Genomic DNA, 25,276 nt, shown 5'->3' with positions numbered 1-25,276 from the left:
GCCGCCGGAGAAGTCGACAAAAGAGGGCCGGGCCCGGTCGCGTACGAATCAACCGGGCCCGGCCCACCAGGTGAGGGCGCGTCAGCGGCGCCTCACAACAGCCCGTCCCACATCTGCTCCAGCAGCACCGACCACCAGCTCTCCGGCGATCCGAGCGCCGCCGGGTCCAGCGAGGCCAGCTGAGCCTGGAAATCGACCGTCCAGCGGCCCGCCTGCTCCTGGTTCAGCCCGAACCGCAGCCGCCACATCCGGCCCAGCAGCGCCAGGCAGCGCGTGAACTCCGGCAGCCCGGTGTTCACGAACTGCGGCGGTACGGGCGCACCGCCCGGCCCCGCCTCCACCGGCACCGCCACGATGGCCGCCGTGCCGTACTGCACGCAGATCGCCTTGCCGAAGTCACTGCCCACCACGAGGTACGAGCCCGCGTCCGCGGCCGGCTGCACCCCCCGTTCGGCGGCGAGTTCCGCCAGCGTCGGCACCGGCCGCCCCGGCTGGGCCTGCGCCCAGAAGAACGGACCCATGTCCATCGGCAGCCCCGCCGCCACCAGCGTGTGCGCCACCACCGGCGGCACACCCTGCCGCGACACGGCGGCCTGCTCGAACCGGAAGACGCCGGGACCGAACGCCGCCGCCAGCTCCTGCCCGATGCCCTCCGGAGGAATCGGCGGCACCGGCTGCACCGGCGGCAGCGGAGCACGCACCGGCGCGGGACGCGCCGGCCCGTCGGCCACCTGGTGCAGCTCGCCCTGGTGGGCCAGCAGCTGCTGCATGCCCTGCTGCCGGCTCGCGTGGTCCGTGCCGTACGGCGCGATGGACGTGATCCGCGCCTGCGGCCACTGTTCCCGGATCATCCGCGCGCAGTACGCGCCCGGCAGCTCACAGGACTCCAGCTCCGTGTGCAGCTCCAGCACCTGGTCCGGCGGCACGTTCATGGCGCGCAGCTCGTGGAAGATCTGCCACTCCGGGTGCGGCGTGCCCGGCGCCGAACGCCGGATCAGCTGCTGCTCGGAACCGTCCTGCGCGCGGTAGCGCAGCACGGCCTGATAGCCGGGGCCGACGATCGGCTGACCGGCCGGCGGCTGCGGATAGCCGTACGCCGGCGGCTGCCCCGGCAGGGGCTGACCGGGCGGCGGCATCGCACCGGGCGGCATGGGCTGCGCGGCACCGGGGACGCCGGGGGCACCCGGCGGCACGGGCGGGCCCGGAACCCCCGGGGCCTGCGGCGGCGGGGGCATGCCGGGACCACCCACCGAGGGCGAGGCCAGCACGGTCTGCGCGTGGTGAACGGCACCGCTGCCGCCCCCCGACGTGCCGGGAGCGCCGGGAGCGGCCGGGGGCTGCGCCGCGCCGGGCGCACCCGGGGCACCGGGAGGGCCGGGAGGCTGCGGAGCCCCGCCCGTCCGGCCGGGGTCGGCCAGCATCGTCGCGGCGTGGTGCACCCCACCCGGAGGCGTCCCGCCCGGGGCGTTCGGCGGCTGCGGCGCGCTCGGCGGAGGCGGCGTACCGGGACCCTGCGGGCCCTCGGGGCCGAGGGACGACACCAGCTGCGTCGGCACGTAAGCGCCCGACGACCCACCCGGCGCATGGGGCGCGGCGGGCGGCGGCGTGCTCCCCGGCCGCGCACCCGGCGTCCCCGGAGCGCCCGGCGGAGGCGGCGTGGCCGCACCCCCGCCCCGGCGTGGCGGAGGCGCCGCCTTGCTGGTCGCGGCGTCAGCGATGTCCCCGGCGTTCGGCGCGAGCGGCCGGGCCGGCATACCCGGAGCGGCAGGCCCGGACGGCACACCCGGAGCCGGCGTACCCGGAACAGCAGACCCGGAAGGCACACCCGGAGCCGGCGTACCCGGAACAGCAGACCCGGACGGCACACCCGGAGCCGGCGTACCCGGAACAGCAGACCCGGACGGCACACCCGGAGCCGGCGTACCCGGAACAGCAGACCCGGAAGGCACACCCGGAGCCGGCGTACCCGGAGCGGCAGGCCCGGAGGGCGGCGCACCGACCCCGGGCGTGCCCGGCGCCGCGGGCGGCACGGCCGACGCGTTCGGCTCGTCGATCGCCGGGGCGAGCGCCGTCGGCGGGAGCTGACTGCCGCCCGACATCAGCGCCGTCTTGGCGTCCGGCGCCGCGGGCGGCGGCGTGTCGTCGTCGGCACCGCTCAACTGCGGCGCGAACACCGTCTCCGGCAGCGGTACGGAACGGTCGTCACCGGCATCGGCGTTGGTGTCCGTCCCGGCCCAGGGAGTCGCCCCCGCCGGCGCCCCGGCCGCCGGCCACGCCGCACCGCTCCCCGAGGAGGCCGGTGCCGCACCAGGCGAAGCCGAGGGAGCCGACGGCACCCCGGCCTGCGTCCCGGGCAACGCCCCGGACCCGGTGGCGCCGTCCTCCTCCCCCCGCCGCCGATCCGGAACGCCCATCCTGTCGGCCGCTTCCTGCAACCACTCCGGCGGAGTCAGCAGGAACGACGTCTGATTCAGATCCACCCGCGCCGCCGGCGCCGGCTCGGCGGGAGCCGCGTCGGGACGGCCGTACTCCTCCTCGTACCGGCGGATCACCTCGCCCACCGCCAGCGAAGGCCACAAGGTCGCCTCACCGCTGTCCCGGGCGATCACCAGCCGCTGCGAACCCCCGTCCGAACGCGGCCCGTCCGCACGGTCCTCGGCCCACACCACGAACCCGAGCTCGAACTCCCGCACCCGCACCTCACGGTGCTGGTACGACGGCACATCACCGTTGATCCACTCTTCCGCGCGCTCCTGCGCCTGCGCGAACGTCACCATCGCCCAGCTCACTCCCCTACCGACGACGTGGGCACCGCACGCGCGAAACCGCCGTCCACCATCAGGTTCGCCACGGTCTCCAGCTCCGGCGGCGACCCCGCCAGCCGCGACAGAAACGCGTCGAAGTCGTCACCGCACGGCACCAGCAGACGCTCCACCCGCTCCGCCGGCGGCCACGAGGGATCCACGTCCCGCGCGTCGTCGTACGCGCAGAACCACACCGAACCGATCCGGTCGCCCTTCACCTTCACGGCCAGCAGACCGCCCTGGATGAACGCGACGCCCAGGAAGTCCTTCGTCAGATGGTCCCGCAGACACTTGTTGACGTACACCAGGTCATTGACCGCCGCCTCCTCACGCACCGTGAAGAACGGCTGGTCGACCAGCAATCCCAACTCCGCGTCCAGCGCCGTCCCCACCGGCGCACAACCACCCGCCGCCTTCAGGAACGACCGGTAGGCACCCGGCAACCGGTACCCGAGATCCTCCTCGACCCCCTGCACCTGCTGCTCCGTCACCGCCACGCCCGACTTCGGCAGCCCGAAATGCGCCGGACGCGTCTCCTGCAACGGGCGCGTGCCCCGCTTCGCCTGGTCCACCGCCGCCGTCGCGATGCCGCCGTGATGCCGCAGCAACGCCTTCACCTCGACCGGCACCAGCTCCATCCGGCGCGAACCGGCCACGTGATGCCACGTCCAGCCGTGCGGCGTCGCCACCGCCGGCACCGTGTCCCACAACTCGTGACCCGACGCCGACAGCGCCGCGTTCGCCGACACGTAGTCCGTCAGCCGCAGCTCGTCGACACCGAATCCCTCCGGCGGCTCCGCGACCTCCGCGGCCGCCCGCGCATAGGGCGAGAAGTCCGGGTAACCACGCTCGTCCACCCGCACCCCTCTGGGATGACGGGCCGCCCTGACCGGATCCGGGAAATGCACTACCTGCCCGGCGTAGGCCGCGTTCGGCGGCGCGGCTTGCTGCCCGAGCCGACCTGTCGTCATGGCGGTTGCCCCCTGCGGCGTCTGTCCGTCTCGACTGTCCGTCTCGACTGTCTGGCTGTCTGGCTGTCTGGATCACCGCATGGAATCGCGGTGCCGACAGCCTATGCGGTACGACGACACCGGTCACCGGGCACCGGTCGGCAGTCCCTCCGCTTACGTGACCAGCCGTCACCCCGCCGTGACGGACCGCCCATGACCGGGCGTGTCACCTCGCCCCAGCTTCCCCAGCCGCCACGGGATTTGGCAGTCTGTGACCTTCGGGGGGATGCTCAGGAGGGGATGATGATCATGAGTGCGACGCAGACCGGGCCACGCCCCGGCGGTTCCGGCGACCCACGGACCGGCGACCCGCGCATCGGCTGGAGCGCCGCCGAAACCGCCCACGCCCCCGCACTCCGCCACCGCCGCGACGGCATACTGCCCACCGTCGCCGCCGCCCTCTCCGTCCGCGGCACCACGCTGACCGGCACCGCCACCCGCGCCGACGCACCCCCCGCCCTGCACCACCTCGTCCAGGACTTCCTCGACACCCTCACCAGCGGCCAACGCGACCGCTTCACCGGCCGCTGCGCCGAGACCATCCTCATCTCCCGGCACCTCACCACCGCCGACGCGGCCCGCAGCAAACGCGCCTCCCGCAGGCCCATGACCAACGGCGAAGCCCGCAAGGCGCTCAAGAACGCCAAACTCACCACCCGCCGCATCCGCGAGGACGGCGACCCCCTCCACGGCAGCTTCGCCACCCCCTGCCGCGCCTGCACCGCCCTCAGCGCCCACTTCGGCGTGCGCATCGTCGACCCCACCACCCCCGACGACTGACGGCCACCGACCCACCACCACCGAAACGAACCAAGGGCAGATGCACGCCGACCGCACCTCCACCACCCGCTTCCCCGTACCCGTCGACGCCGCCCTGCGCGACGCCGGCTGGCAACCCGGACGCTGGGACATCAAACAGGCCGAGGTCTGGGCCGACACCCTGCGCGAACACACCTCGCCCGCCGGACACCGCCACACCGTCTTCCCCGCAGCCGTGGAAGCCTGGGCCGAGTTCGGCGGCCTGAACATCGCCCCCACCGGCCCCGGCCGCCAGATCGCCCCCGCCGCCCTCCACCTCGACCCGCTCCACGGCCTCCACATGGCCCGCACCCTCGGCGACCTCGGCCGCGCGCTCGACACCGAGGTCTGCCCGCTCGGCACCGAGACCGACAGCCAGGCACTCCTCGCCATCGACGCCGAAGGCCGCGTCTACGCCCTCGACCACACCGGCGACTGGTACCTCGGCCCCGACATCGACCACGCCCTCGCCGCCCTGGTCTCCGGCACCCAGCCCACCCGCCTCACCGTGCACTGAGCCCCGCAGCCGGGACTGACCTAGGAGGCCGGAATCACCGCCGACACCCGGAAACCCCCCGCGTCCGTCGGCCCCGACACGAACACGCCCCCCAGAGCGTTCACCCGCTCCTTCATCCCCACCAGGCCGTTGCCCCCCGAGGGCAACCGCGCCGACGACGCCGCCTCCGGAGGCGGCTCGTTCTCCACCTGCATCGCGATCTCCGACACACGGTGCGCGAGCCGCACATACGTCTTCGCCCCCGCCGCATGCTTGTGGACGTTCGTCAACGCCTCCTGCACCACCCGGAACGCCGTCTGCTCCACCTCCCGCGCATACGACCGTTCCTCTCCCTCCACCGACAGGTCCACGACCATCCCCGCAGCCGCCGACTGCCCGATCAGCTCGTCCAGCTCCGACAGACAGGGACCATCCGCCCGCCCGTCGTCCCCCGCGGCCCGCGAAGCCGCCGCGGCCGCCGCCACCCCCACGGCCGCCAACGGCACCGACGCCCGCTCGCGACGCCCGCTCTCCCCGGCACTGCGCAGCACTCCGAGCATCTCCCGCAACTCGGTCAGCGCCTGCCGGCCCATGTCCCCCACGAGCGCCGCGTTCTTCACGGCCTTCTCGGGATCCTTGCGCGCGACGGCCTGAAGGGCGGCGGCATGCACGACCATCAGACTCACCCGGTGCGCGACCACGTCGTGCATCTCCCGCGCGATCCGCGTCCGCTCCTCGTTACGCGCCCACTCGGCACGTTCCTCCGCCCGCTCCGCGAGCAACTGGAGCTCCCGCTCCAGACTGTCCGCCCGCTCCCGCAGGCTCTCCATCAGCCGGCGCCGGGCCCCCACGTACATCCCCAGCAGAACCGGCGGAGCCGTCACCCCCAGCGAGGTGGTGATCGCCGCGAACGGCACGAACCAGTCCCCCAGGTCCAGGTCGTCCCGCGCCATGTCCTGCCGCAGCCGCACGAACATGACGATGAACGTGCCCAGCAACGACATCCCGGCCAGCGAACCGATGATCCGGCGCGGCAACTCCGACGCCGCCAGCGTGTACAGGCCGACGATGCCCATCAGGAAGCCCATCTGGGCCGGCGTGATGGCGATCGCCACCAGCACGACCGCGATCGGCCACTTCCGCCGCACCACCAGCACCGAACCGGCCAGCAATCCGAAGACGACCCCCGCCGCCCACGGGATCCCCGCATCCCGCGCGAACGGAACCCCCTCCGCCGCGCACTCGAACGCGGACACGACAGCGAGGCTCACATCGAGCACCGCACCGCGCCGCCTGTCCCACCACCAAGGCCCACCCCGGGCCGGTACGTGGTCTTCCCCCGTCGTGGTCATGCCTCCAGCCTACGGGCGGCGCACGGTGCATTTCCGGTGACTTTCGACAAGCGATACGACGCGATATCCCTCGAACAGGCGAACCAGTCCCCGACCAGCACCGGAGCCCGGCGGGCGGGCCACCACCGGAACGGACGAAGCGTGCGCGAACCGAGGACGACCCGCGCGCGAACACCTGCCGCGGCCGCCTCGTCGTCCGAGCCCCACGGGGGGCGGACTTGTACCGTCGCATTCTGGGCTGGTGGTGCGGCATAGTAGGTGCCGCGACCTCAACGGACTGACGGATTGTCTGTTTTGGGCCGCCCTACACTCCCCTGTGGTGTAATTGGCAACACGGGTCACTTTGGATGATTTGTTCCAGGTTCGAGTCCTGGCAGGGGAGCTCTTCTCACATTCGGGCCCTCACCGGCGAACCACCGGTCGGGGCCCGCACTCATGCCCCCCACAAACCCCCCCGGTATCCTGCGGATGTCCACCCCCACCCCTCAAAGCCGAAGGGCATCCCGTGAGCGCCATTCGCCCGGCAGCCGTCGTCGTTCTCGCAGCGGGTGAGGGCACCCGTATGAAGTCGGCCACACCCAAGGTCCTCCACGAGCTGTGCGGCCGGTCCCTCGTGGGCCACGTGCTCGCCGCCGCCGGTGAGCTGGACCCCGAGAACCTGGTCGTGGTCGTCGGCCACGCCCGTGAGAAGGTCACCGCGCACCTCGCCGAGGTCGCCCCGGACGTCCGTACCGCCGTGCAGGAGCAGCAGAACGGCACCGGGCACGCCGTCCGGATGGCCCTGGAGGAGCTGGGCGGTTCCGTCGACGGGACCGTCGTGGTCGTGTGCGGGGACACCCCTCTGCTGACCGCCGAGACGCTGCAGGCCCTCGCCGCCACCCACTCCGCCGACGGCAACGCCGTGACCGTGCTGACGGCCGAGGTGCCGGACGCGACCGGTTACGGCCGGATCGTGCGGGACGGGGCCTCGGGTGCCGTGACGGCGATCGTGGAGCACAAGGACGCGAGCGATTCCCAGCGGGCGATCCGTGAGATCAACTCCGGGGTCTTCGCCTTCGACGGGCAGCTGCTCGCGGACGCGCTGGGCAAGGTGCGGACGGACAACAGCCAGGGCGAGGAGTACCTGACCGACGTCCTCGGGATCCTCCGCGAGGCCGGGCACCGGGTGGGTGCCTCCGTGGCCGGTGATCACCGGGAGATCGCCGGGATCAACAACCGGGTGCAGCTGGCGCAGGCCCGCCGGATCCTGAACGACCGGCTGCTGACCCGGGCGATGCTGGCCGGCGTGACGGTCGTGGACCCGGCGACGACGTGGATCGACGTGACCGTGACCTTCGAGCAGGACGTGCTGGTCCACCCGGGCACGCAGCTCCAGGGGGCCACGCATCTGGCCGAGGGGGCGGAGGTCGGGCCGAACTCCCGGCTCACGGACACCCGGGTGGGCGCCGGGGCGCGCGTCGACAACACGGTCTCCGTCGGGGCCGTGGTCGGTCCGCAGGCGAGCGTGGGTCCGTACGCGTACCTCCGGCCCGGCACGCGGCTGGGGCCGAAGTCGAAGATCGGCACGTACGTCGAGACGAAGAACGCGTCGATCGGCGAGGGCACGAAGGTGCCGCACCTGTCGTACGTGGGTGACGCGACGATCGGTGAGCACACGAACATCGGCGCCGCGAGCGTGTTCGTGAACTACGACGGGCAGGACAAGCATCACACCACCATCGGTTCGCACTGCCGTACGGGTTCCGACAACATGTTTGTGGCGCCTGTCACGGTCGGGGACGGTGCGTACACCGCCGCCGGCTCGGTGATCACCAAGAACGTACCGCCCGGCTCGCTGGCCGTGGCCCGTGGTCAGCAGCGGAATATCGAGGGCTGGGTCGCTCGCAAGCGGCCGGGCAGCGCGGCGGCGAAGGCGGCCGAGGATGCGTCCGGTGAGCCGGGCGGCGAAGGCTGACCGGAAACCGGTGCGTCGAACACGGCGTACCGTGATAAGTGCACATCCGCACCCCACCAGCTGAGACGCCTCCCGCACCCAGCCGGGCAGAGCGTTGTGACGCTCAGCTGCGAAACCTCTGAGGAGAAAGTGCTGTGACCGGGATCAAGACGACCGGCGAGAAGAAGATGATGTTCTTCTCCGGCCGCGCCCACCCCGAGCTTGCCGAGGAGGTCGCCCACGAGCTGGGTGTCGGGGTCGTCCCGACGAAGGCCTTCGACTTCGCCAATGGCGAGATCTATGTGCGCTATCAGGAGTCGGCGCGTGGTGCGGACTGCTTCCTGATCCAGAGCCACACGGCTCCGATCAACAAGTGGATCATGGAGCAGCTGATCATGATCGACGCGTTGAAGCGTGCGTCGGCCCGCTCCATCACGGTCATCGTGCCGTTCTACGGTTACGCGCGGCAGGACAAGAAGCACCGGGGACGTGAACCCATCTCGGCGCGTCTGATCGCGGACCTGATGAAGACGGCGGGTGCGGACCGCATTCTGGCCGTGGATCTGCACACGGACCAGATCCAGGGTTTCTTCGACGGGCCGGTGGATCACCTCTTCGCGCTGCCGCTGCTGGCGGACTACGTGGGTGCCAAGGTGGACCGTTCGAAGCTGACGGTGGTGTCTCCGGACGCCGGCCGGGTGCGGGTGGCGGACCGCTGGTGCGACCGTCTGGGCGCGCCGCTGGCGATCGTGCACAAGCGCCGCGACAAGGACGTGGCGAACCAGGTCACGGTGCACGAGGTCGTGGGTGACGTGAAGGGGCGCATCTGCGTCCTCGTCGACGACATGATCGACACCGGTGGCACGATCTGTGCCGCGGCGGACGCGCTGTTCGCGCACGGTGCGGAGGACGTCATCGTGACGGCGACGCACGGCGTGCTGTCGGGTCCGGCGGCGGACCGGCTGAAGAACTCGAAGGTGAGCGAGTTCGTGTTCACGAACACGCTGCCGACGCCGAACGAGCTGGAGCTGGACAAGATCACGGTGCTGTCGATCGCGCCGACGATCGCGCGTGCGGTGCGTGAGGTGTTCGAGGACGGTTCGGTGACGAGCCTGTTCGACGAGCAGTGAGCGTCGTGCAGTAACCGTTCTTCAGGGCCTCGTCCCTGATCGTTTTGGGTGCGGCCTCCCTGTCCGAGTAGACTGCTGCAGTTGCTCGGCGAGGGAGGCCGTACTCGTTGGTGGGTATGGCGGTCCGTAATCGACGCGCTCTTCGTAGCAGGCCGTTCGTGGCCGGGTGACCACGTCCGTTCCCAGTTTCTACGAGGAGTGATCATGTCCGAGGTGAAGATCGCCGCTGAGACGCGCAGCGAGTTCGGCAAGGGTGCCGCGCGTCGTATCCGTCGTGACAACAAGGTTCCGGGTGTTCTGTACGGGCACGGTTCGGAGCCGCTGCACCTGACGTTCCCGGGCCACGAGCTGCTGCTGGCGCTGCGTACGCCGAACGTGCTGATCTCGCTGGACATCGACGGCAAGTCGAACGAGCTGGCGATCCCGAAGGCCGTGCAGCGCGACCCGCTGAAGGGCTTCCTGGAGCACGTGGACCTGCTGCTGGTGAAGCGCGGCGAGAAGGTCCAGGTCGAGGTTCCGGTGCACGCCGAGGGCGAGCTGGCCCCGGGTGGTTACCTGCTGGAGCACGTGCTGGACGCGCTGCCGGTCGAGGCCGAGGCCACGCACATCCCGGAGCAGGTGACCGTGTCGGTCGAGGGTCTGGAGGCCGGTGCCTCGATCCACGCCAAGGACGTCAAGCTGCCGAACGGCGTGACCCTGGCCGTCGAGGAGGACGCGGTGGTCCTCCAGGTCCTGGCCGCGCAGGCCGAGGAGGCCCCGGAGGGCGAGGCCGCCGAGGGCGAAGAGGCTGCCGAGGCCTGAGCCTCCGGCTGACCTTGCCGGTCATCGTTTCGTCGGCCGCTGTTCCCGTGCGGGGCAGCGGCCGACGCGTATGAAGGAGACATGGACGTGACGACGGACGCGGGTGCCCCGTGGCTGATCGCGGGTCTCGGCAATCCGGGGCCGGAGTACGCGATGAACCGGCACAACGTGGGTTTCATGGTGGTGGATCTGCTGGCGGAGCGGATCGGGGCACGCTTCAAGCGGCACGGCAAGGCGCAGGCGCAGGTGGTCGAGGGCCGGATCGGCCCGCCGGGCCCGGGGAACCGGCGGGTGGTGCTGGCGAAGCCGATGTCGTACATGAATGTGTCGGGCGGGCCGGTGACGGCGCTGCGGGACTTCTACAAGGTGCCGGTCGGCAACGTCGTGGCGGTGCATGACGAGCTGGACATCGACTACGGGGTGCTGCGTCTGAAGTCGGGTGGCGGCGACAACGGGCACAACGGGCTGAAGTCGATCACGAAGGCGCTGGGGTCGGACTACCACCGGGTGCGATTCGGGATCGGGCGGCCTCCGGGGCGGATGCCGGTGGCGGATTTCGTGCTCCGGGATTTCTCGTCGGCGGAGCGCAAGGAGCTGGACTACTTCGTGGACCGGGCGGCGGATGCGGTGGAGTGTCTGGTGATCGAGGGGCTGGAGCGGGCGCAGAGTTCGTACAACTCCTGACTTGTCCCTCACGTGAGTTGACCGGGCGCGCAGGCATGGCCAATGATCCCGGCCATGCCTGCCTCAGCCGCTGCCGCTGCCCGTCCCCGTCAGGCCTCGCGCGCCGCGCTGCGGTTCGGCCGGGTCGCGGCGATGGGCACCGTCACGCTGCTGATTCTGATCGCCGGTGTGTGGGCGTCGTGGGGGACGGCGCAGCACGTGATGCTGACGAAGGGCCGGGAGCACGGCACGGTGCAGGTGACGCGGTGCGCCGAGGGCAGGTGCAGCGGTCCGTACACGCCGGTTTCGGCGGGGTCGCAGGCGCGGGAGCGCGTCGTGATCGAGGATTCGGTCGCCGTGGCGAAGGGGCGGACGTACACGGTGGTGGTGAAGCCCGGCAGCGATGACGTGGTGCGGTCCGGTCCGGCGGGTGTGCTGTACGCGTGGGTGCCGCTGGGCGGTGCGTTGCTGCTGGCGTCGGTGGTGGTGGCGGGCGGACTGCGGCGGACGCGGGCCGGGTGGCTGCTGGCCGGTTCGGGGATGGCGTTGCTGACGGCGGCGTTCGTGGCGGTCTGATTCCCGGGCCCGGAACGTGAGGGTGCCCCCGTGCTCGTGGTGAGCGCGGGGGCACCGTCGTGTCCGTGCGGGCGGGGTCAGCCGGTGTTGCGCAGTCCGGCGGCGACGCCGTTGACGGTGAGCAGCAGGGCCCTGGCGAGCAGCGGGTCGACTTCCTCGCCGGCGGCGGCGGCTTCGCGCTGGCGGCCGAGGAGGGCGACCTGGAGGTAGGAGATCGGGTCGAGGTAGGCGTCGCGGATGGCGAAGGTCTGCTTCAGGACGGGGTCGGCGTCGAGCAGTTCGGTCTCGCCGGTGACCTTCAGGACCTCGGCGACGGTGAGTTCGTGCTCGGCCTTGATCCGGTCGAAGACGTGCTTGAGTTCGTCCGGAACGAGGGTGTCGACGTAGTGCTGGGCGATGCGCAGGTCGGTCTTGGCGAGGGTCATCTCGACGTTGGAGATGAAGTTGCGGAAGAAGTGCCACTGCTGGTGCATCTCTTCCAGGACGGTGTCCAGGCCGGCTTCGCGCAGTGCCTTCAGTCCGGAACCGACGCCGTACCAGCCGGGGACGATCTGCCGGGACTGGGTCCAGCCGAAGACCCAGGGGATGGCGCGCAGGCCGTCGAGCGAGACGCCCGAGCCGGGGCGGCGGGAGGGCCGCGAGCCCAGGTGCAGGTCGGCGAGCTGGTCGACCGGCGTGGAGGCCAGGAAGTACGTCGGCAGGTCGGGGTCCTCGACGAGTTCGCGGTAGGCGGCGTGGGCGGCGTCGGAGACGACGTCCATCGCGGCGTCCCAGCGGGCGAGGGCCTCGTCGGACTGGCGGGGGGCGGTGTGCAGGGCGGACGCCTGGAGCGTGGCGGCGACCGTCAGTTCCAGGTTCTCCCTGGCCAGGGAGGGGATGAGGTACTTGTCGGAGATGACCTCGCCCTGCTCGGTCACCTTGATCTCGCCCTCCAGGGTGCCCCAGGGCTGGGCGAGGATCGCGTCGTGCGAGGGGCCGCCGCCGCGGCCGACGGTGCCGCCGCGGCCGTGGAAGAGGCGCAGGCGTACGCCGTAGCGGTGGGCGACGTCGCGCAGGCGGCGCTGGGCGCGGTGGATCTCCCACTGGCTGGTGGTGATGCCGCCGAACTTGGAGGAGTCGGAGTAACCGAGCATGACCTCCTGGACGTCGCCGCGCAGGGCGACCAGGCGCCGGTAGGACGGGTCGGAGAGCAGGTCTTCGAGGATCGTGTCCGCGGCCTTCAGCTCGTCCGTCGTCTCCAGCAGCGGCACGATGCCGATCTTCGCCCAGCCGGCGTGCAGGTCGATGAGGCCGGCCTCGCGGGCGAGGACGGTGGCGGCGAAGACGTCGTCGGCGCCCTGGCACATGGAGATGATGTAGGACTCGATGACCTCGGGTCCGAAGACCTCCAGGGCGCGGCGGACGGTCTGGAAGACCCCGAGGGTCTTCGCTCCGGCGGCGTCCACGGGCGCCGGGGTCGGCGCGAGGGGGCGGCGGGACCGCAGCTCCTTGGCGAGGAGCTTGGCGCGGTACTCGCGGGGCATGTCGGCGTAGCACCAGGATTCCTCGCCGAGCCGGTCGAAGAGCTGGCCGAGGGCGTGGTGGTGGGCGTCGGCGTGCTCGCGGACGTCCATGGTGGCCAGCTGCAGGCCGAAGGCGGCCAGGGTGCGGATGGTGCGGGCGAGGCGGCCGTCGGCGAAGAGGCCGCCGCGGTGGGCGCGCAGGGAGGTCTGCAGGATTCGCAGGTCGGCGAGGAGTTCCGCGGTGCCGAGGTAGTCGCGGCCGTCCTCGTGGGGGGTGCCCTTGGCGAGGCGCTGCTTGGTGTTCTCCAGCTTCTGCCGGATGCAGGTGGCCTTGAGGCGGTAGGGCTCCTCGGCGTTGAGGCGCTTGTAGCGGGGGCTGATCTCGGGCAGCCGGTCGAGGTCGGCCTGGAGGGAGGTGAGGAGTTCCTCGGTGGCGCCGGTGTAGCGGATGGAGTTGGACAGGAAGCTGCGGAGCTCGTCGATCATCTCCAGGGCGTCGTTGATGCCGTGTTCGTGCTGGAGGATGAGGATGTCCCAGGTGACCTGGGGGGTGACGTTGGGGTTGCCGTCGCGGTCGCCGCCGATCCAGGTGCCGAAGGTGAGGGGGCGGGTGTCGTCGGGGAGCCTGACGCCGGCGCGCTCGAGTTCGGCGGTCAGGTCCTCCAGGACGTCGCCGACCGCGCCCGCGTGCAGTTCGTCGAGGTAGTAGATGGCGTTGCGGGCCTCGTCGGCGGGCTCGGGGCGGACGACGCGCAGTTCGTCGGTCTGCCAGACGAGGTCGATGTTCTCGGCGAGGCGGGTGTCGAGGCGGCGCCGGTCGGACTCGATGACCGGCGTGTCGAGGAGGGCGGCGATGCGGCGCAGCTTGTTGAGCACGGAGCGGCGCGCGGCCTCCGTGGGGTGCGCGGTGAAGACGGGGCGCACGTTGAGGTTGCGGACCGTTTCGCGCAGGTGCTCGGGGTCGGCGTCCTTCAGGCGGTCCGCCGTACGGGCGAGCAGTCCGCCTTCGGCGGCGCGCCGGGCGCGCAGTTCGCGGCCGCGGTGGACCTGCTCGGTGACGTTGGCGAGGTGGAAGTAGGTGGAGAAGGCGCGCACCAGCTTGGCCGCGGTCTGCAGTTCGGTGCCGCGCAGCAGCTCGGCGGCGGCCTCACCGTCCTCGCGGGTGAGTCGGCGCACCCTCTCGACGAGTTCCAGCAGCTCGGGGCCCTCCTGCCGGACGAGGGTCTCCCCGAGGAGATCACCCAGCCGGCGGATGTCGGCACGCAGCTCGCTGCTGGTCGTCGTGGTGCTCTGGTCGTCGGCACTGCTCACAGGTGCGGCTCCTTGCAGTGTTGAAGCTCGTCTGGGAGGGAACCCGGACGGCCGTCTCGCGCGGCGGGTGCCGCTTACCGGGCCGGACGTCCGGGAAGAAAACAGAGCGGACCGCGCTGTCCGACCGACTCCAGGATAGGTGTCGGCCGGGACGCGCAGGTTCTCGGGCTCTTGCCGCGGGGCGACGCGCTGCCATACTTACGTCGCCGTAGGTTACGGAACCGTAGGAAAGTGTGCGTGGTTCCCAGGCCCGGCACCGGACACAACCCTCGACCCCACAGGGGACGCGCATGACCACGAGTTCCGATGTGATTCCTGACGCTCCGAAGGCGCCCGACGACGCTCCTCTTCTCTCCGCGACGCTGGGCGGTGAGCAGAAGCGCTCGATCGAGCAGATCACGCTGCTGCTGTTCATCACCGTTCCGTTCCTCGCGCTGGTGGCGGCGGTGCCGCTGGCGTGGGGGTGGGGCGTGAGCTGGCTCGATCTCGGCCTGCTGGTCTTCTTCTACTTCCTGGGCTGCCACGGCATCACCATCGGTTTCCACCGTCACTTCACCCACGGTTCCTTCAAGGCGAAGCGGCCGCTGAAGATCGCGCTGGCGATCGCCGGGTCGATGGCCGTCGAGGGGCCGCTGGTCCGCTGGGTCGCCGACCACCGCAAGCACCACAAGTTCTCCGACGACGAGGGCGACCCGCACTCGCCGTGGCGCTACGGCGAGACGGTCCCGGCCCTGATGAAGGGGCTGTGGTGGGCCCACATCGGCTGGATGTTCGACGAGGAGCAGACCCCGCAGGAGAAGTACGCGCCGGACCTGATCAAGGACCGGACGATGCGCACGATCTCCCGCCAGTTCGTCCTGTGGACGGTCGTGTCCCTCGCCCTGCCGCCGGTGATCGGCGGTCTGGTGACGATGTCCTGGTGGGGCGCGTTCACCGCGTTCTTCTGGGGTTCTCTCGTCCGGGTCGCGCTGCTGCACCACGTGACGTGGTCGATCAACTCGATCTGCCACGCGGTCGGCAAGCGCCCGTTCAAGTCGCGTGACCGTTCGGGCAACGTGTGGTGGCTGGCGATCCTGTCCTGCGGCGAGTCCTGGCACAACCTGCACCACGCCGACCCGACGTCGGCGCGGCACGGTGTGATGCGCGGCCAGCTGGACTCCTCGGCCCGGCTGATCCGCTGGTTCGAGCAGCTCGGCTGGGCGTACGACGTGCGGTGGCCGTCACGCTCGCGTATCGATTCCCGTCGCAACACGGGGGAAGGCGGCTCCCGGCGCCGGAAGGAAACCGCCGAGGCGGCATGATGGTCGCTGTGGCGACCGACTCCAGCACCCCCAGCAACGACAAGCCGCGGCGTGCGCGCCGCACCCGGATGACCGGTGCCGAGCGCCGCCAGCAGCTGCTGGAGATCGGTCGCACCCTCTTCGCCGCGAAGGGATTCGAGGGCACGTCGGTGGAGGAGATCGCGGCGAAGGCCGGGGTGTCCAAGCCGGTGGTGTACGAGCACTTCGGGGGCAAGGAGGGGCTGTACGCGGTGGTGGTGGACCGCGAGATGCGGCGGCTGCTGGACATGGTGACCAGCTCCCTGACCGCCGGCCACCCCCGCGAGCTGTGCGAGCAGGCGGCGTTCGCCCTGCTGGACTACATCGAGGAGTACACGGACGGTTTCCGCATCCTCGTCCGTGACTCCCCCATCCCCCAGTCGACCGGTTCCTTCGCCTCGCTGATCTCCGACATCGCCACGCAGGTGGAGGACATCCTGGGCCGCGAGTTCAAGAACCGCGGCTTCGACGCGAAGCTGGCCCCCCTGTACGCGCAGGCGCTGGTCGGCATGGTGGCGCTGACGGGGCAGTGGTGGCTGGACGTGCGCCGCCCGAAGAAGGCGGAGGTGGCGGCGCACCTGGTGAACCTGGCGTGGCACGGCCTGGACGGGCTGGAGCAGAAGCCTCGGCTGATCGGGCACCGCAAGAGCTGAGGGCACGGCTCCCGGCCCCGCGGGTCACCCGCTCGTGCGGGCCACCGCGAAGACGCGGCGGAAGGGGAACGGCGTGCCCTGCGGTCCGGCGGGATAGGCGGCGCGCAGGGCGGCCCGGTACTCGCCGACGAAGGCGTCCCTGGCCTCCGGGTCGTCGTCGAGCGCGGTGAGCACGGGCCGCAGCCCGGTCCCCTTGACCCAGTCCAGCACCGGGTCCTCGCCGGTGAGCAGGTGTACGTACGTCGTCTCCCAGACGTCGGCGGTGCAGCCGGCGGCGGTCAGGTGTGCCAGGTAGGCCCCGGGGGTGAGGACGGCGTCGTCGTGGCGCAGGGTGTCGGCGAGACGGGAGCGCCAGCGCGGGGAGTGGGCGAGTTCGCGCATCAGGCGGTGACTGGGGGCGTCGAAGTTGCCGGGCACCTGGAAGGCGAGGGTGCCGCCGGGGGCGAGTGCGGCGATCCAGCCGGCGAAGAGCTCGACGTGCCCGGGCACCCACTGGAGGGTGGCGTTGCTGATGATCAGGCCGTACGGCTCGTCGGGCGTCCAGGTCCGGACGTCGGCGTGGGCGAAGTCGAGGCGCCCGCCGCCGGGGGTGGGGCTGGCGTGCTGCCGGGCCCGTTCGAGCATCTGGGCGGAGTTGTCGTAGCCGGTGATGCGGGCGGTGGGCCAGCGGCCGGCGAGCAGGGTGGTGACGTTGCCGGGGCCGCAGCCGAGGTCGGCGACGCGGGGCGGTTCGCCGGGCAGGTCGGGGACGCGGGCGAGGAGGTCGGTGAAGGGGCGGGCGCGGTGGCCGGCGTGACGCAGGTACTGCGCGGGGTCCCAGGCGGGTGCGGTGGCGGACATGGAGTCTCCCGGGGAAGTGGCCGTACGGGCGGGTACCGAGCATCCAGCGTCACCCCACATATCTCTCGACGTCAAGAAAGTTGACATCAAGAGACTTCACGTCGACACAACCACTACACTGATCGTCATGGAGGACGAGGTCGATCGGCTGGTCGCAGCGTGGCGCCGGGAGCGCCCGGACCTCGACGTGGAACCGCTCGAGGTGCTCAGCCGGGTGAGCAGACTCGCCCGGCACCTGGACCGCGCACGCCGGCTCGCCTTCTCCGAGCACCAGCTGGAGCCCTGGGAGTTCGACGTTCTGACGGCGCTGCGCCGCGCGGGCACCCCCTACCAGCTCTCACCGGGACAGCTGCTCACCCAGACCCTGGTCACCTCGGGCACGATGACCAACCGCATCGACCGCCTGGCGAAGAAGGGCCTGGTGGAACGTCTGCCCGACCCCAGCGACCGCAGAGGCGTACTGGTCCGGCTGACGGACGAGGGCCGGGACCGCGCCGACCAGGCCCTGGCCGGCCTGCTGGCCCAGGAGCGGGCGATCCTCGCCGAACTCTCCCGTGCCCAGCGCAGCGAACTGGCGGCGCTGCTGCGCCAGCTGACCGCCCCGTTCGACAACATCCCCGGCTGAGGGCCTCCCGGGCGGCTCGGGCCGCGGACGCGGGGCCCGCACCCGAGTTCCGCGCCGCTCAGGCGCTGTTGCTCTCCTCCGGCCCGATCCGCCCGGGAGGCCCCAGGTCGACGGGTCCCACCCCGGCCCGCCGGGCCAGCGCCACGGCGGCGAGGGTGGAGTGCACACCCAGCTTCCCCAGGACGTTCTGCATGTGGGTCCGCACCGTGTGCGGCGACAGATACAGCCGTTCGGCGACGGCCTTGCGCCCCAGCCCGGCGACCATGCAGCGCAGCACCTCACGCTCGCGCGGGGTCAGCGACTCCACCAGCCGTTCGCTCTCGGTGCGGTGCTTGCGGGCCGCGGTCAGTTCGCGCAGGACCGCGGTGAGCAGGGCGGGCGGCAGATGCGTCTCGTCGCGCAGGACTCCCCGGATGACGTTGAGGAGCCGGGACAGGGAGCAGTCCTTGGCCACCCACCCGGAGGCACCGGCCTGCAGGGCCAGGGCCGCCCGCCGGGGATCGTCCTTCTCGGCGAGGACGACGATCCGCACCCCGGGCTGTGCCGACCGCACGCCCGCGACCAGCGAGATCCCGTCCACGAGGCCGTCCTCGGTGCCGTCCCGCACGGGCACGGCGGCACGCACCCCGGGCGCGCTGCCGCCCAGGTCGGCGTCGACGAGCAGCACGTCGTACCGCCGCCCCTCGGACGCGGCGCGCTCCAGGCAGCGCAGCGCCGCCGGGCCGCTGCCGGCCGCGGAGACGTCGACGTCGGGCTCGGCGGCCAGGGCCGCGGCGAGCGACTCGGCGAAGATGCGATGGTCGTCGACGACCAGGACACGGATGCGAACCACGAAACCCCCTTCCCCAGGCCCCTCGGCAGGAGCAGGGGATCACCCAACGTCGGAAGACGACACCGGCGCGGGTACGACGCCCGAAGCCCCCGTATCCAGCTCTCGACCCGATGTCCGGGGACGGGTCGCCGCGGCCGCACGGCCGCCGCCGTGCAGTAACCGCTACCCCCGCCCCGGGCGCCGTACCCGGCTGTCTCGCCCCCTGATCGGCACCGGCCCCCACCGGTGCTGTCCATCAGGGTACGGCCGGGCGCCGGGAGCGGAAGGTTATTTGCAGAACTGGCGCTCCGCCGCGTTTATGGTGAGCCGCATGTTTCGTCTTGTGACAGAAGTAGACAAGGCACGGCGTGATCTGCTGCGCACCCGGCTGCGGGAGACGAACACCGCGGCCTCCCCCGTCCTCCGCTCCCTGCGCGGCACCCCTCACGAACGCGAATTCCCGTTGCACGTGTGGGCCGTGGACGGGGAGGGCGGCCTGGCCGGCGGTCTCGTCGGCCACACCTGGGCGACCTGGCTGCACGTGACGTACCTGTGGGTGGACGACCGCCACCGGGGCACGGGACTGGGCACCCGCCTGCTCACCGCGGCGGAGCGCACCGCCCGGGAGGAGCGCGGCTGCGCGGCGGCCCGCGTGGAGACGTGGGACTTCCAGGCGCCGGGCTTCTACACCGGGCGGGGGTACGAGGTGGTGTGCGTGATCCCCGACTACCCGCCGGGGATCACGGAGTACACGCTGGTGAAGCGACTGGGGTGAGGGCCGTCCCCCACCCCGGCACTCACCGGATCCGCCGCGCCCCCGCCGAAGGCACCGCTTCGAACACCCGGGGCGCCGTGAAGCCGGCCGCCGCGAACGCCTCCTCCACCGCCTTGGTGACCGCATCGACGTCCGCGGCCTCCGTCAGCACGATCGCCGACCCGCCGAAACCGCCGCCCGTCATCCGGGCGCCCAGGGCGCCGGAGGCCAGGGCCGTGTCCACGACCAGGTCCAGCTCCGGGCAGGAGATGCGGAAGTCGTCCCGCAGGGAGGCGTGGCCCTCGGCCAGCACCGGGCCGATCGCGCGGGTGTCGCCCGACTCCAGCAGGGCGACGACCCTCTCGACGCGCTCGTCCTCCGTGACGACGTGGCGGACCAGGCGGCGCACCTCCTCCTCGTCGCCCAGCCTCTCCAGCGCCGCGTCGAGTTCGGCGTACGGGACGTCCCGCAGGGCGTCCACGCCCAGCAGCGCCGCGCCCTTCTCGCAGCCCGCGCGCCGCTTGCCGTACTCGCCCTCGCTGTGGGAGTGCTTGACCTGGGTGTCGACGACCAGCAGCCGCATGCCCTCGGCCGCGAGGTCGAAGGGGATCTGACGCTGGGACAGGTCGCGGGTGTCCAGGAACAGGGCGTGGCCCGCCTCGCAGCAGGCCGCGGCGGTCTGGTCCATGATGCCGACGGGTGCGCCGACGTAGACGTTCTCGGCGCGCTGGCACAGCCGGGCCAGCTGCCAGCCTCGCAGTCCCAGGGCGTAGAGGTCGTTCAGCGCCAGGGCGATCACGACCTCCAGGGCCGCCGACGACGACAGACCGGCGCCCGACGGGACCGTCGAGGCGAGGTGGATGTCCGCGCCGGTCACCTCGTGGCCGGCCTCGCGCAGCGCCCAGACAACGCCCGACGGGTACGCCGTCCAGTTCTTGTCCGACTCGGGGGCCAGGTCCGCCACGCGCAGTTCCACGACGCCGGCGTCGATGTCCGCGGAGTGCAGGCGCAGTACGCCGTCCTCGCGCCGGGAGACCGCGGCGACCGCGGTGTGCGGCAGGGCGAACGGCATGACGAAGCCGTCGTTGTAGTCGGTGTGTTCGCCGATGAGGTTCACCCGCCCCGGCGCCGCCCACACGCCTTCCGGCTCGGCCCCGTACAACTGCGTGAACCGCTCGGCGACAGCCCCTGCGACAGCCTCGCTCATGCCCTGACCCCTGACTCTTCCGTATGTTCTACTTCGCGCGGTTCTGCGCGAACTGCCACGCGTCCGCGACGATCCCCGCGAGGTCCGCGCGGGACGGGTTCCAGCCCAGCTTCTCGCGGGCGGTGTCGGCGGATGCCACCAGGACCGCCGGGTCGCCGCCCCGGCGCGGGGCGACCACTTCCGGGATCGGGTGGCCGGTGACCCGGCGGACCGTCTCGACGACCTCGCGGACCGAGAAGCCGTTGCCGTTGCCCAGGTTGCAGATCAGGTGCTCGCCCGGGGCCGCCGCGTCCAGGGCCAGCAGGTGGGCCTCGGCCAGGTCGGCGACGTGGATGTAGTCGCGGACGCAGGTGCCGTCCGGGGTCGGGTAGTCGTCGCCGAAGACCGAGATCGCGTCCCGCCTGCCCTGCGCGACCTGGAGCACCAGCGGGATCAGGTGGGACTCCGGGTCGTGCCGCTCGCCGTACTCCCCGTAGGCGCCCGCCACGTTGAAGTACCGCAGGGACACGGCCCCCAGCCCGTGGGCCGCCGCCTCGCCGCTGATCATGTGGTCGACGGCGAGCTTGGAGGCGCCGTAGGGGTTGGTCGGGGCGGTCGGGGCCGACTCGACGATCGGCACCTCCTCGGGCTCCCCGTAGGTCGCCGCCGTGGAGGAGAACACCAGCCTGCGCACGCCCGCCGTGCGCATGGCCTCCAGCAGCGCCATGGTGCCGCCGACGTTGTTGTCCCAGTACTTCTCGGGCTTCACGACCGACTCGCCGACCTGCGAGAAGGCCGCGAAGTGCAGTACCCCGTCGTACGAGGAGTCCAGCCATTTGGCGGCATCGCGGATGTCGCCCTCGATGAAGGAAGCACCGGCCGGCACCCCCTCGCGGAAGCCCGTCGAGAGGTTGTCCAGGACGACGACCTCGTGGCCGGCCTCCAGCAGGTGCTGGGCCACGACGCTGCCGACGTAGCCCGCGCCCCCGGTGACCAGGTACTTCCCACTCATGAACTCGCTACCTCTCGCAGTCGCTCGGCCGCGCGCTCCGGCGGCACGTCGTTGATGAACACGTTCATGCCGGATTCGGAACCCGCGAGGAACTTCAGCTTGCCGGACGTACGGCGGATGGTGAAAAGCTCGAGGTGAAGCGCGAAGTCGTCACGGGTGACACCGTCGAAGTCCTCCAGCGAGCCGAACGGGGCCTGGTGCCAGGCCGCGATGTACGGCGTCGCCGGCTCGTTCTCACCGAAGATCCGGTCGAAGCGCTTCAAGAGTTCCAGGTAGACCTTGGGGAACTCTGTGCGTGCCGCCTCGTCGAGGCCGAGCAGGTCGGGCACGCGCCGCTTGGGGTAGAGGTGCACCTCGTACGGCCAGTGGGCGGCGTAGGGCACGAAGGCGGCCCAGTGTTCACCCTCCAGGACGACCCGCTCGCCGGCCAGTTCCCGCTGCAGGACGGCGTCGAACAGGTTCTCCCCGCCGATCGCCTCTTTGTGTGCGGCCACTTGGCGCAGCATCAGCGCGGTGCGGGGAGTGGTGAAGGGGTAGGCGTAGATCTGCCCGTGCGGATGACCGAGCGTCACGCCGATCTCGGGGCCGCGGTTCTCGAAGCAGAACACCTGTTCAACGGAGGGCAGATGCGACAGCTCCGCGGTGCGGTCCGTCCAGGCGTCCAGGACGAGGCGGGCCTGCTCCTCGCTCAGGTCGGCGAAGGAGGCGGTGTGGTCGGAGGTGAAGCAGACGACCTCGCAGCGGCCGGAGTCGCCGGCCAGCGAGGGGAAGCGGTTCTCGAAGACGACCACGTCGTACGACGAGTCCGGGATCTCGCTCAGCCGCTCGCCCCGGGAGGGGCACAGGGGGCACTCGTCCGCGGGCGGGTGGTAGGTGCGGCCCTGGCGGTGGGAGGCGACGGCGACCGAGTCGCCGAGCAGGGGGTCACGGCGGATCTCGGAGGTGGTGACGGTCCGCTCCAGCGGCCGGCGGTCCACGGCGTCCCGCACGGTGGCGTCGCTCAGGTCGTAGTAGACGAGCTCGCGACCGTCGGCCAGCCGGGTCGAGGTCTTCTTCACTGCCGCACTCCTCTACACCCGCACCCAATCACTCAACACAATCAAACATAACACTTCACAAACGACCAGCCCGGGGCTCATCACAATCAAACAAAGAACATCACCAAAAGTGTTCAATTCCTGAACGCGGAGGCGTAGGTTCCGCTCCGGATCAGTTCGCGCAACGAAGCGAGTGCTTATGCAGACCCCCACACCCCCCACCTACCTGGCCGCGGAGCTCCGACTCCCCACCAACTGGCTCGACTACACGATCCTCGGGATCTACTTCGTCGTCGTCCTGGGCATCGGCTTCGCCGCCCGCCGTTCGGTCAAGACCAGCCTGGACTTCTTCCTGTCCGGCCGCTCCCTGCCCGCCTGGGTCACCGGTCTGGCGTTCATCGCCGCCAACCTGGGCGCCACCGAGATCCTGGGCATGGCCGCCAACAGCGCGCAGTACGGCGTCTACACGACCCACTGGTACTGGATCGGCGCCATCCCCGCGATGGTCTTCCTCGGCCTGGTGATGATGCCGTTCTACTACGGCTCGAAGGTCCGCTCGGTCCCGGAGTTCCTGCTCCTCCGGTTCGACAAGGCGGCACACCTCCTCAGTTCGGTCCTGTTCGCCTTCGCCGCCATCCTGATCGCCGGGGTGAACCTCTACGCGCTCGCGATCGTCGTCGAGGCCCTCCTCGGCTGGCCGGAGTGGGTGGCCATCGTGGTCGCCGGCTTCTTCGTCCTGGCCTACATCACCCTCGGCGGCCTGTCCTCCGCGATCTACAACGAGGTCCTGCAGTTCTTCGTGATCCTGGCGGCCCTCATCCCGATCACCGTCCTGGGCCTGAAGAAGGTCGGCGGCTGGGACGGCCTGTCCGACTCCCTCACCCGGTCGCACGGCGCCGACTTCATGACCTCGTGGGGCGGCACCGGCATCGGCAACGACAACCCGCTCGGCGCCAACTGGCTGACCATCGTCCTCGGCCTCGGCTTCGTCCTGTCCTTCGGCTACTGGACGACCAACTTCGCCGAGGTGCAGCGCGCCCTGTCGGCGAAGAACCTCTCGGCGGCCCAGCGCACCCCGCTGATCGCCGCGTTCCCGAAGATCTTCATCGTCTTCCTGGTGATGATCCCGGGGCTGGTCGCCGCCGTCCTCGTACCGAAGATCGGCACGCCCGGCTCGGACCTCCAGTACAACGACGCGATCCCGTACCTGATGCAGCAACTGCTGCCCAACGGCGTGCTCGGCATCGCGGTGACGGGTCTGCTGGCGGCCTTCATGGCGGGCATGGCGGCGAACGTCTCCTCCTTCAACACGGTCTTCACCACCGACATCTGGGCGAAGTACGTGGTGAAGGACCGCGAGGACTCCTACTACGTCCGCTTCGGCCGCCTGATCACCGCGATCGGCGTCCTCGCCTCCATCGGAACGGCGTTCCTGGCGGCGTCCTTCTCGAACATCATGGCCTACCTCCAGACGCTGTTCTCCTTCTTCAACGTGCCGATGTTCGTGGTCTTCATCATCGGCATGTTCTGGAAGCGCGCGTCCATGAAGTCCGGCTTCTGGGGTCTGTTCGCGGGCACCACCGCCGCGATGGTCAACTACTTCGTCATCTACAAGCAGGGCCTCATCGACATCCCCTCCGACCAGGGCGCCAACTTCGTCTCGGCGATCGCGGGCTTCGTGGCCGGCGCGGTGGTCATGGTCGCCGTGTCCCTGTTCACCAAGCCGAAGCCGGCCGACGAACTCCAGGGCCTGGTCTACGGCACCCGCTCCCCCGGCATGGCCGAGCCGCCCGCCGCGGGCGACGACGCGTGGTACCGCAAGCCGGCGCTGCTGGGCTGGGGAGCCATCGTGCTGGCCGCCATCTGCTACATCCCGTTCTCGTTCTGATCGCGGGAGGATTGAGAGAACATGTCCGATTCATACTCCGAGAAGGACGTCCAGCGGGAGGTCTCCGAGCTGGAGACCAAGTCCACCACGGCCGCACGCCTGTTCGACATCCGGCGGATCATCGGTGGGCTGTTCGTGATCTACGGCGTCATCGTGACGATCGCCGGCTTCACGGCGTCCGACGACGACATCGACAAGGCGCAGGGGGTGAACATCAACCTGTGGACCGGGCTGGGGATGCTGCTGCTGGGGTTGTTCTTCCTGGCGTGGCTGAAACTCCGGCCGACGGTCCCTCCGGGGGAAGGGCCGGGGAGTGACGCCGGGTAGGTGACCTGACCGGCGTCGGCGAGTGCCGCTCGTCCGGCGTTCACCCGGTGCCCGGCGTGGGTGCGGGCCGGGGGTGCGTCGCGCGGCCCGGCGCTTGCGGGTTGCCGCCGCACCCACCCGTGCCGCCCCTGGGGTACCTCCCAGGCCGTCCAGGCACTGGGGGAGGCACGACTGCCCGCGGTTACGCGGGAAGGCGGCGGCGCGCCCGCGCGGTGACGACGGCGCAGCTGCCCGCGGCGGCGCGGCAGGCGCGTACGGCGAGAAGGGGACGTGCCGGGGGGTGTCCGCCCGCAGCGGTTGGACGGCTGCGACTGCCCGTGGTTGGACGGCGCGGCGCTCCGCGGGCACCGCGACGGACCCGCAGTCGCGTACGGCGAGAAGGGGACGTGCCGGGGGGTGTCCGCCCGCAGCGGTTGGCGCGTCAACGCCGGGCGAGCCGGTCACCCAC

Annotated in this window: 22 protein-coding genes and 1 tRNA gene; 14 read left to right on the top strand and 9 right to left on the bottom strand. The window is 71.2% G+C overall.

Annotated features, from left to right (window positions below; genetic code table 11):
- Positions 1 to 92 precede the first annotated feature (92 nt).
- Positions 93 to 2,777, bottom strand: coding sequence for an SUKH-4 family immunity protein (locus tag IE260_RS29315; RefSeq protein ID WP_189877272.1), 2,685 nt, complete (start codon positions 2,775 to 2,777; stop codon positions 93 to 95).
- Positions 2,778 to 2,785: 8 nt separating this feature from the next.
- Positions 2,786 to 3,775, bottom strand: a complete 990-nt coding sequence (locus tag IE260_RS29310) for an SMI1/KNR4 family protein (RefSeq protein WP_189877270.1) — start codon at positions 3,773 to 3,775, stop codon at positions 2,786 to 2,788.
- Positions 3,776 to 4,063: 288 nt separating this feature from the next.
- On the opposite strand from IE260_RS29310, the gene IE260_RS29305 reads away from it, so the two are divergent.
- A complete protein-coding gene (locus IE260_RS29305) occupies positions 4,064 to 4,594 on the top strand; it encodes a YwqJ-related putative deaminase (RefSeq protein WP_189877268.1) in 531 nt (176 codons plus the stop codon).
- Positions 4,595 to 4,634: 40 nt separating this feature from the next.
- Positions 4,635 to 5,129 carry an SUKH-3 domain-containing protein gene (locus tag IE260_RS29300; protein WP_189877266.1) on the top strand — a complete coding sequence of 165 codons (495 nt, stop codon included), beginning with the start codon at positions 4,635 to 4,637 and terminating at the stop codon, positions 5,127 to 5,129.
- A 20-nt stretch (positions 5,130 to 5,149) separates the two neighbouring features.
- Here the strand turns inward: IE260_RS29300 and IE260_RS29295 are convergent, their stop codons facing one another.
- A complete protein-coding gene (locus IE260_RS29295; protein ID WP_189877264.1) occupies positions 5,150 to 6,460 on the bottom strand; it encodes a sensor histidine kinase in 1,311 nt (436 codons plus the stop codon).
- Between the two features lie 310 nt (positions 6,461 to 6,770).
- Here IE260_RS29295 and IE260_RS29290 point away from each other — a divergent pair.
- From IE260_RS29290 to IE260_RS29265, 6 genes are all read left to right on the top strand, one after another.
- Positions 6,771 to 6,842: transfer RNA gene (locus tag IE260_RS29290), tRNA-Gln, on the top strand.
- A gap of 123 nt (positions 6,843 to 6,965) precedes the next feature.
- Complete coding sequence (gene glmU, locus IE260_RS29285; protein ID WP_189877262.1) at positions 6,966 to 8,414, top strand: bifunctional UDP-N-acetylglucosamine diphosphorylase/glucosamine-1-phosphate N-acetyltransferase GlmU; 1,449 nt, start codon at positions 6,966 to 6,968, stop codon at positions 8,412 to 8,414.
- Positions 8,415 to 8,548: 134 nt separating this feature from the next.
- Positions 8,549 to 9,523 (top strand): ribose-phosphate diphosphokinase, encoded by a 975-nt coding sequence (locus tag IE260_RS29280; protein WP_189877260.1) that lies wholly within the window; start codon positions 8,549 to 8,551, stop codon positions 9,521 to 9,523.
- A gap of 204 nt (positions 9,524 to 9,727) precedes the next feature.
- Entirely contained in the window at positions 9,728 to 10,324 is a 597-nt protein-coding gene (locus IE260_RS29275; protein ID WP_189877258.1) for a 50S ribosomal protein L25/general stress protein Ctc, read from the top strand.
- An 81-nt stretch (positions 10,325 to 10,405) separates the two neighbouring features.
- A complete protein-coding gene (gene pth / locus IE260_RS29270; protein ID WP_189877256.1) occupies positions 10,406 to 11,008 on the top strand; it encodes an aminoacyl-tRNA hydrolase in 603 nt (200 codons plus the stop codon).
- Positions 11,009 to 11,050: 42 nt separating this feature from the next.
- The gene (locus IE260_RS29265) at positions 11,051 to 11,563 is read left to right on the top strand and encodes a hypothetical protein (RefSeq protein ID WP_189877254.1); all 513 of its coding nucleotides are present in this window, start codon (positions 11,051 to 11,053) and stop codon (positions 11,561 to 11,563) included.
- Positions 11,564 to 11,640: 77 nt separating this feature from the next.
- Here IE260_RS29265 and ppc read toward each other — a convergent pair whose 3' ends face one another.
- Complete coding sequence (gene ppc, locus IE260_RS29260; RefSeq protein ID WP_189877252.1) at positions 11,641 to 14,376, bottom strand: phosphoenolpyruvate carboxylase; 2,736 nt, start codon at positions 14,374 to 14,376, stop codon at positions 11,641 to 11,643.
- A gap of 290 nt (positions 14,377 to 14,666) precedes the next feature.
- Between ppc and IE260_RS29255 the strand changes: the two genes are divergently transcribed.
- Together IE260_RS29255 and IE260_RS29250 are read left to right on the top strand one after the other, a co-directional pair.
- The gene (locus tag IE260_RS29255; protein ID WP_189877251.1) at positions 14,667 to 15,677 is read left to right on the top strand and encodes an acyl-CoA desaturase; all 1,011 of its coding nucleotides are present in this window, start codon (positions 14,667 to 14,669) and stop codon (positions 15,675 to 15,677) included.
- The gene (locus tag IE260_RS29250) at positions 15,674 to 16,348 is read left to right on the top strand and encodes a TetR/AcrR family transcriptional regulator (RefSeq protein WP_189877249.1); all 675 of its coding nucleotides are present in this window, start codon (positions 15,674 to 15,676) and stop codon (positions 16,346 to 16,348) included. Before IE260_RS29255 ends, IE260_RS29250 begins: the two co-directional genes overlap by 4 nt.
- Positions 16,349 to 16,372: 24 nt before the next feature.
- Here IE260_RS29250 and IE260_RS29245 read toward each other — a convergent pair whose 3' ends face one another.
- Entirely contained in the window at positions 16,373 to 17,188 is an 816-nt protein-coding gene (locus IE260_RS29245) for a trans-aconitate 2-methyltransferase (protein ID WP_189877247.1), read from the bottom strand.
- 127 nt (positions 17,189 to 17,315) lie between these two features.
- Between IE260_RS29245 and tamR the strand changes: the two genes are divergently transcribed.
- Entirely contained in the window at positions 17,316 to 17,813 is a 498-nt protein-coding gene (gene tamR, locus IE260_RS29240; RefSeq protein WP_189877245.1) for a MarR family transcriptional regulator TamR, read from the top strand.
- A gap of 58 nt (positions 17,814 to 17,871) precedes the next feature.
- Here the strand turns inward: tamR and IE260_RS29235 are convergent, their stop codons facing one another.
- Positions 17,872 to 18,645, bottom strand: coding sequence for a LuxR C-terminal-related transcriptional regulator (locus IE260_RS29235; protein WP_189877244.1), 774 nt, complete (start codon positions 18,643 to 18,645; stop codon positions 17,872 to 17,874).
- Between the two features lie 298 nt (positions 18,646 to 18,943).
- Here IE260_RS29235 and IE260_RS29230 point away from each other — a divergent pair, with 298 nt between their 5' ends.
- Positions 18,944 to 19,399: a GNAT family N-acetyltransferase gene (locus IE260_RS29230; protein WP_189877242.1), complete on the top strand. Its 456-nt coding sequence runs from the start codon at positions 18,944 to 18,946 to the stop codon at positions 19,397 to 19,399.
- A gap of 22 nt (positions 19,400 to 19,421) precedes the next feature.
- On the opposite strand, the gene galK is transcribed toward IE260_RS29230, so the two are convergent.
- Genes galK through galT form a run of 3 tightly spaced genes read right to left on the bottom strand, consistent with a single transcriptional unit; the run spans position 19,422 to position 22,634 of the window.
- On the bottom strand, positions 19,422 to 20,585 hold the full coding sequence (galK, locus tag IE260_RS29225) for a galactokinase (RefSeq protein WP_189877240.1): 1,164 nt from the start codon (positions 20,583 to 20,585) through the stop codon (positions 19,422 to 19,424).
- A gap of 28 nt (positions 20,586 to 20,613) precedes the next feature.
- Entirely contained in the window at positions 20,614 to 21,576 is a 963-nt protein-coding gene (galE, locus tag IE260_RS29220; RefSeq protein WP_189877238.1) for a UDP-glucose 4-epimerase GalE, read from the bottom strand.
- Positions 21,573 to 22,634 (bottom strand): galactose-1-phosphate uridylyltransferase, encoded by a 1,062-nt coding sequence (gene galT / locus IE260_RS29215; RefSeq protein WP_189877236.1) that lies wholly within the window; start codon positions 22,632 to 22,634, stop codon positions 21,573 to 21,575. Before galT ends, galE begins: the two co-directional genes overlap by 4 nt.
- 178 nt (positions 22,635 to 22,812) lie before the next feature.
- Between galT and IE260_RS29210 the strand changes: the two genes are divergently transcribed.
- Both IE260_RS29210 and IE260_RS29205 read left to right on the top strand, forming a co-directional pair.
- Positions 22,813 to 24,501, top strand: coding sequence for a sodium:solute symporter family protein (locus IE260_RS29210; protein WP_189877233.1), 1,689 nt, complete (start codon positions 22,813 to 22,815; stop codon positions 24,499 to 24,501).
- A 21-nt stretch (positions 24,502 to 24,522) separates the two neighbouring features.
- Positions 24,523 to 24,828, top strand: a complete 306-nt coding sequence (locus IE260_RS29205) for a hypothetical protein (protein WP_189877231.1) — start codon at positions 24,523 to 24,525, stop codon at positions 24,826 to 24,828.
- Positions 24,829 to 25,276: the final 448 nt, after the last annotated feature.

The organism is Streptomyces viridiviolaceus (genome assembly GCF_014650995.1).
Classification (GTDB): Bacteria; Actinomycetota; Actinomycetes; order Streptomycetales; family Streptomycetaceae; genus Streptomyces; species Streptomyces viridiviolaceus.
This window is presented reverse-complemented; position numbering and strand designations above follow the sequence as displayed.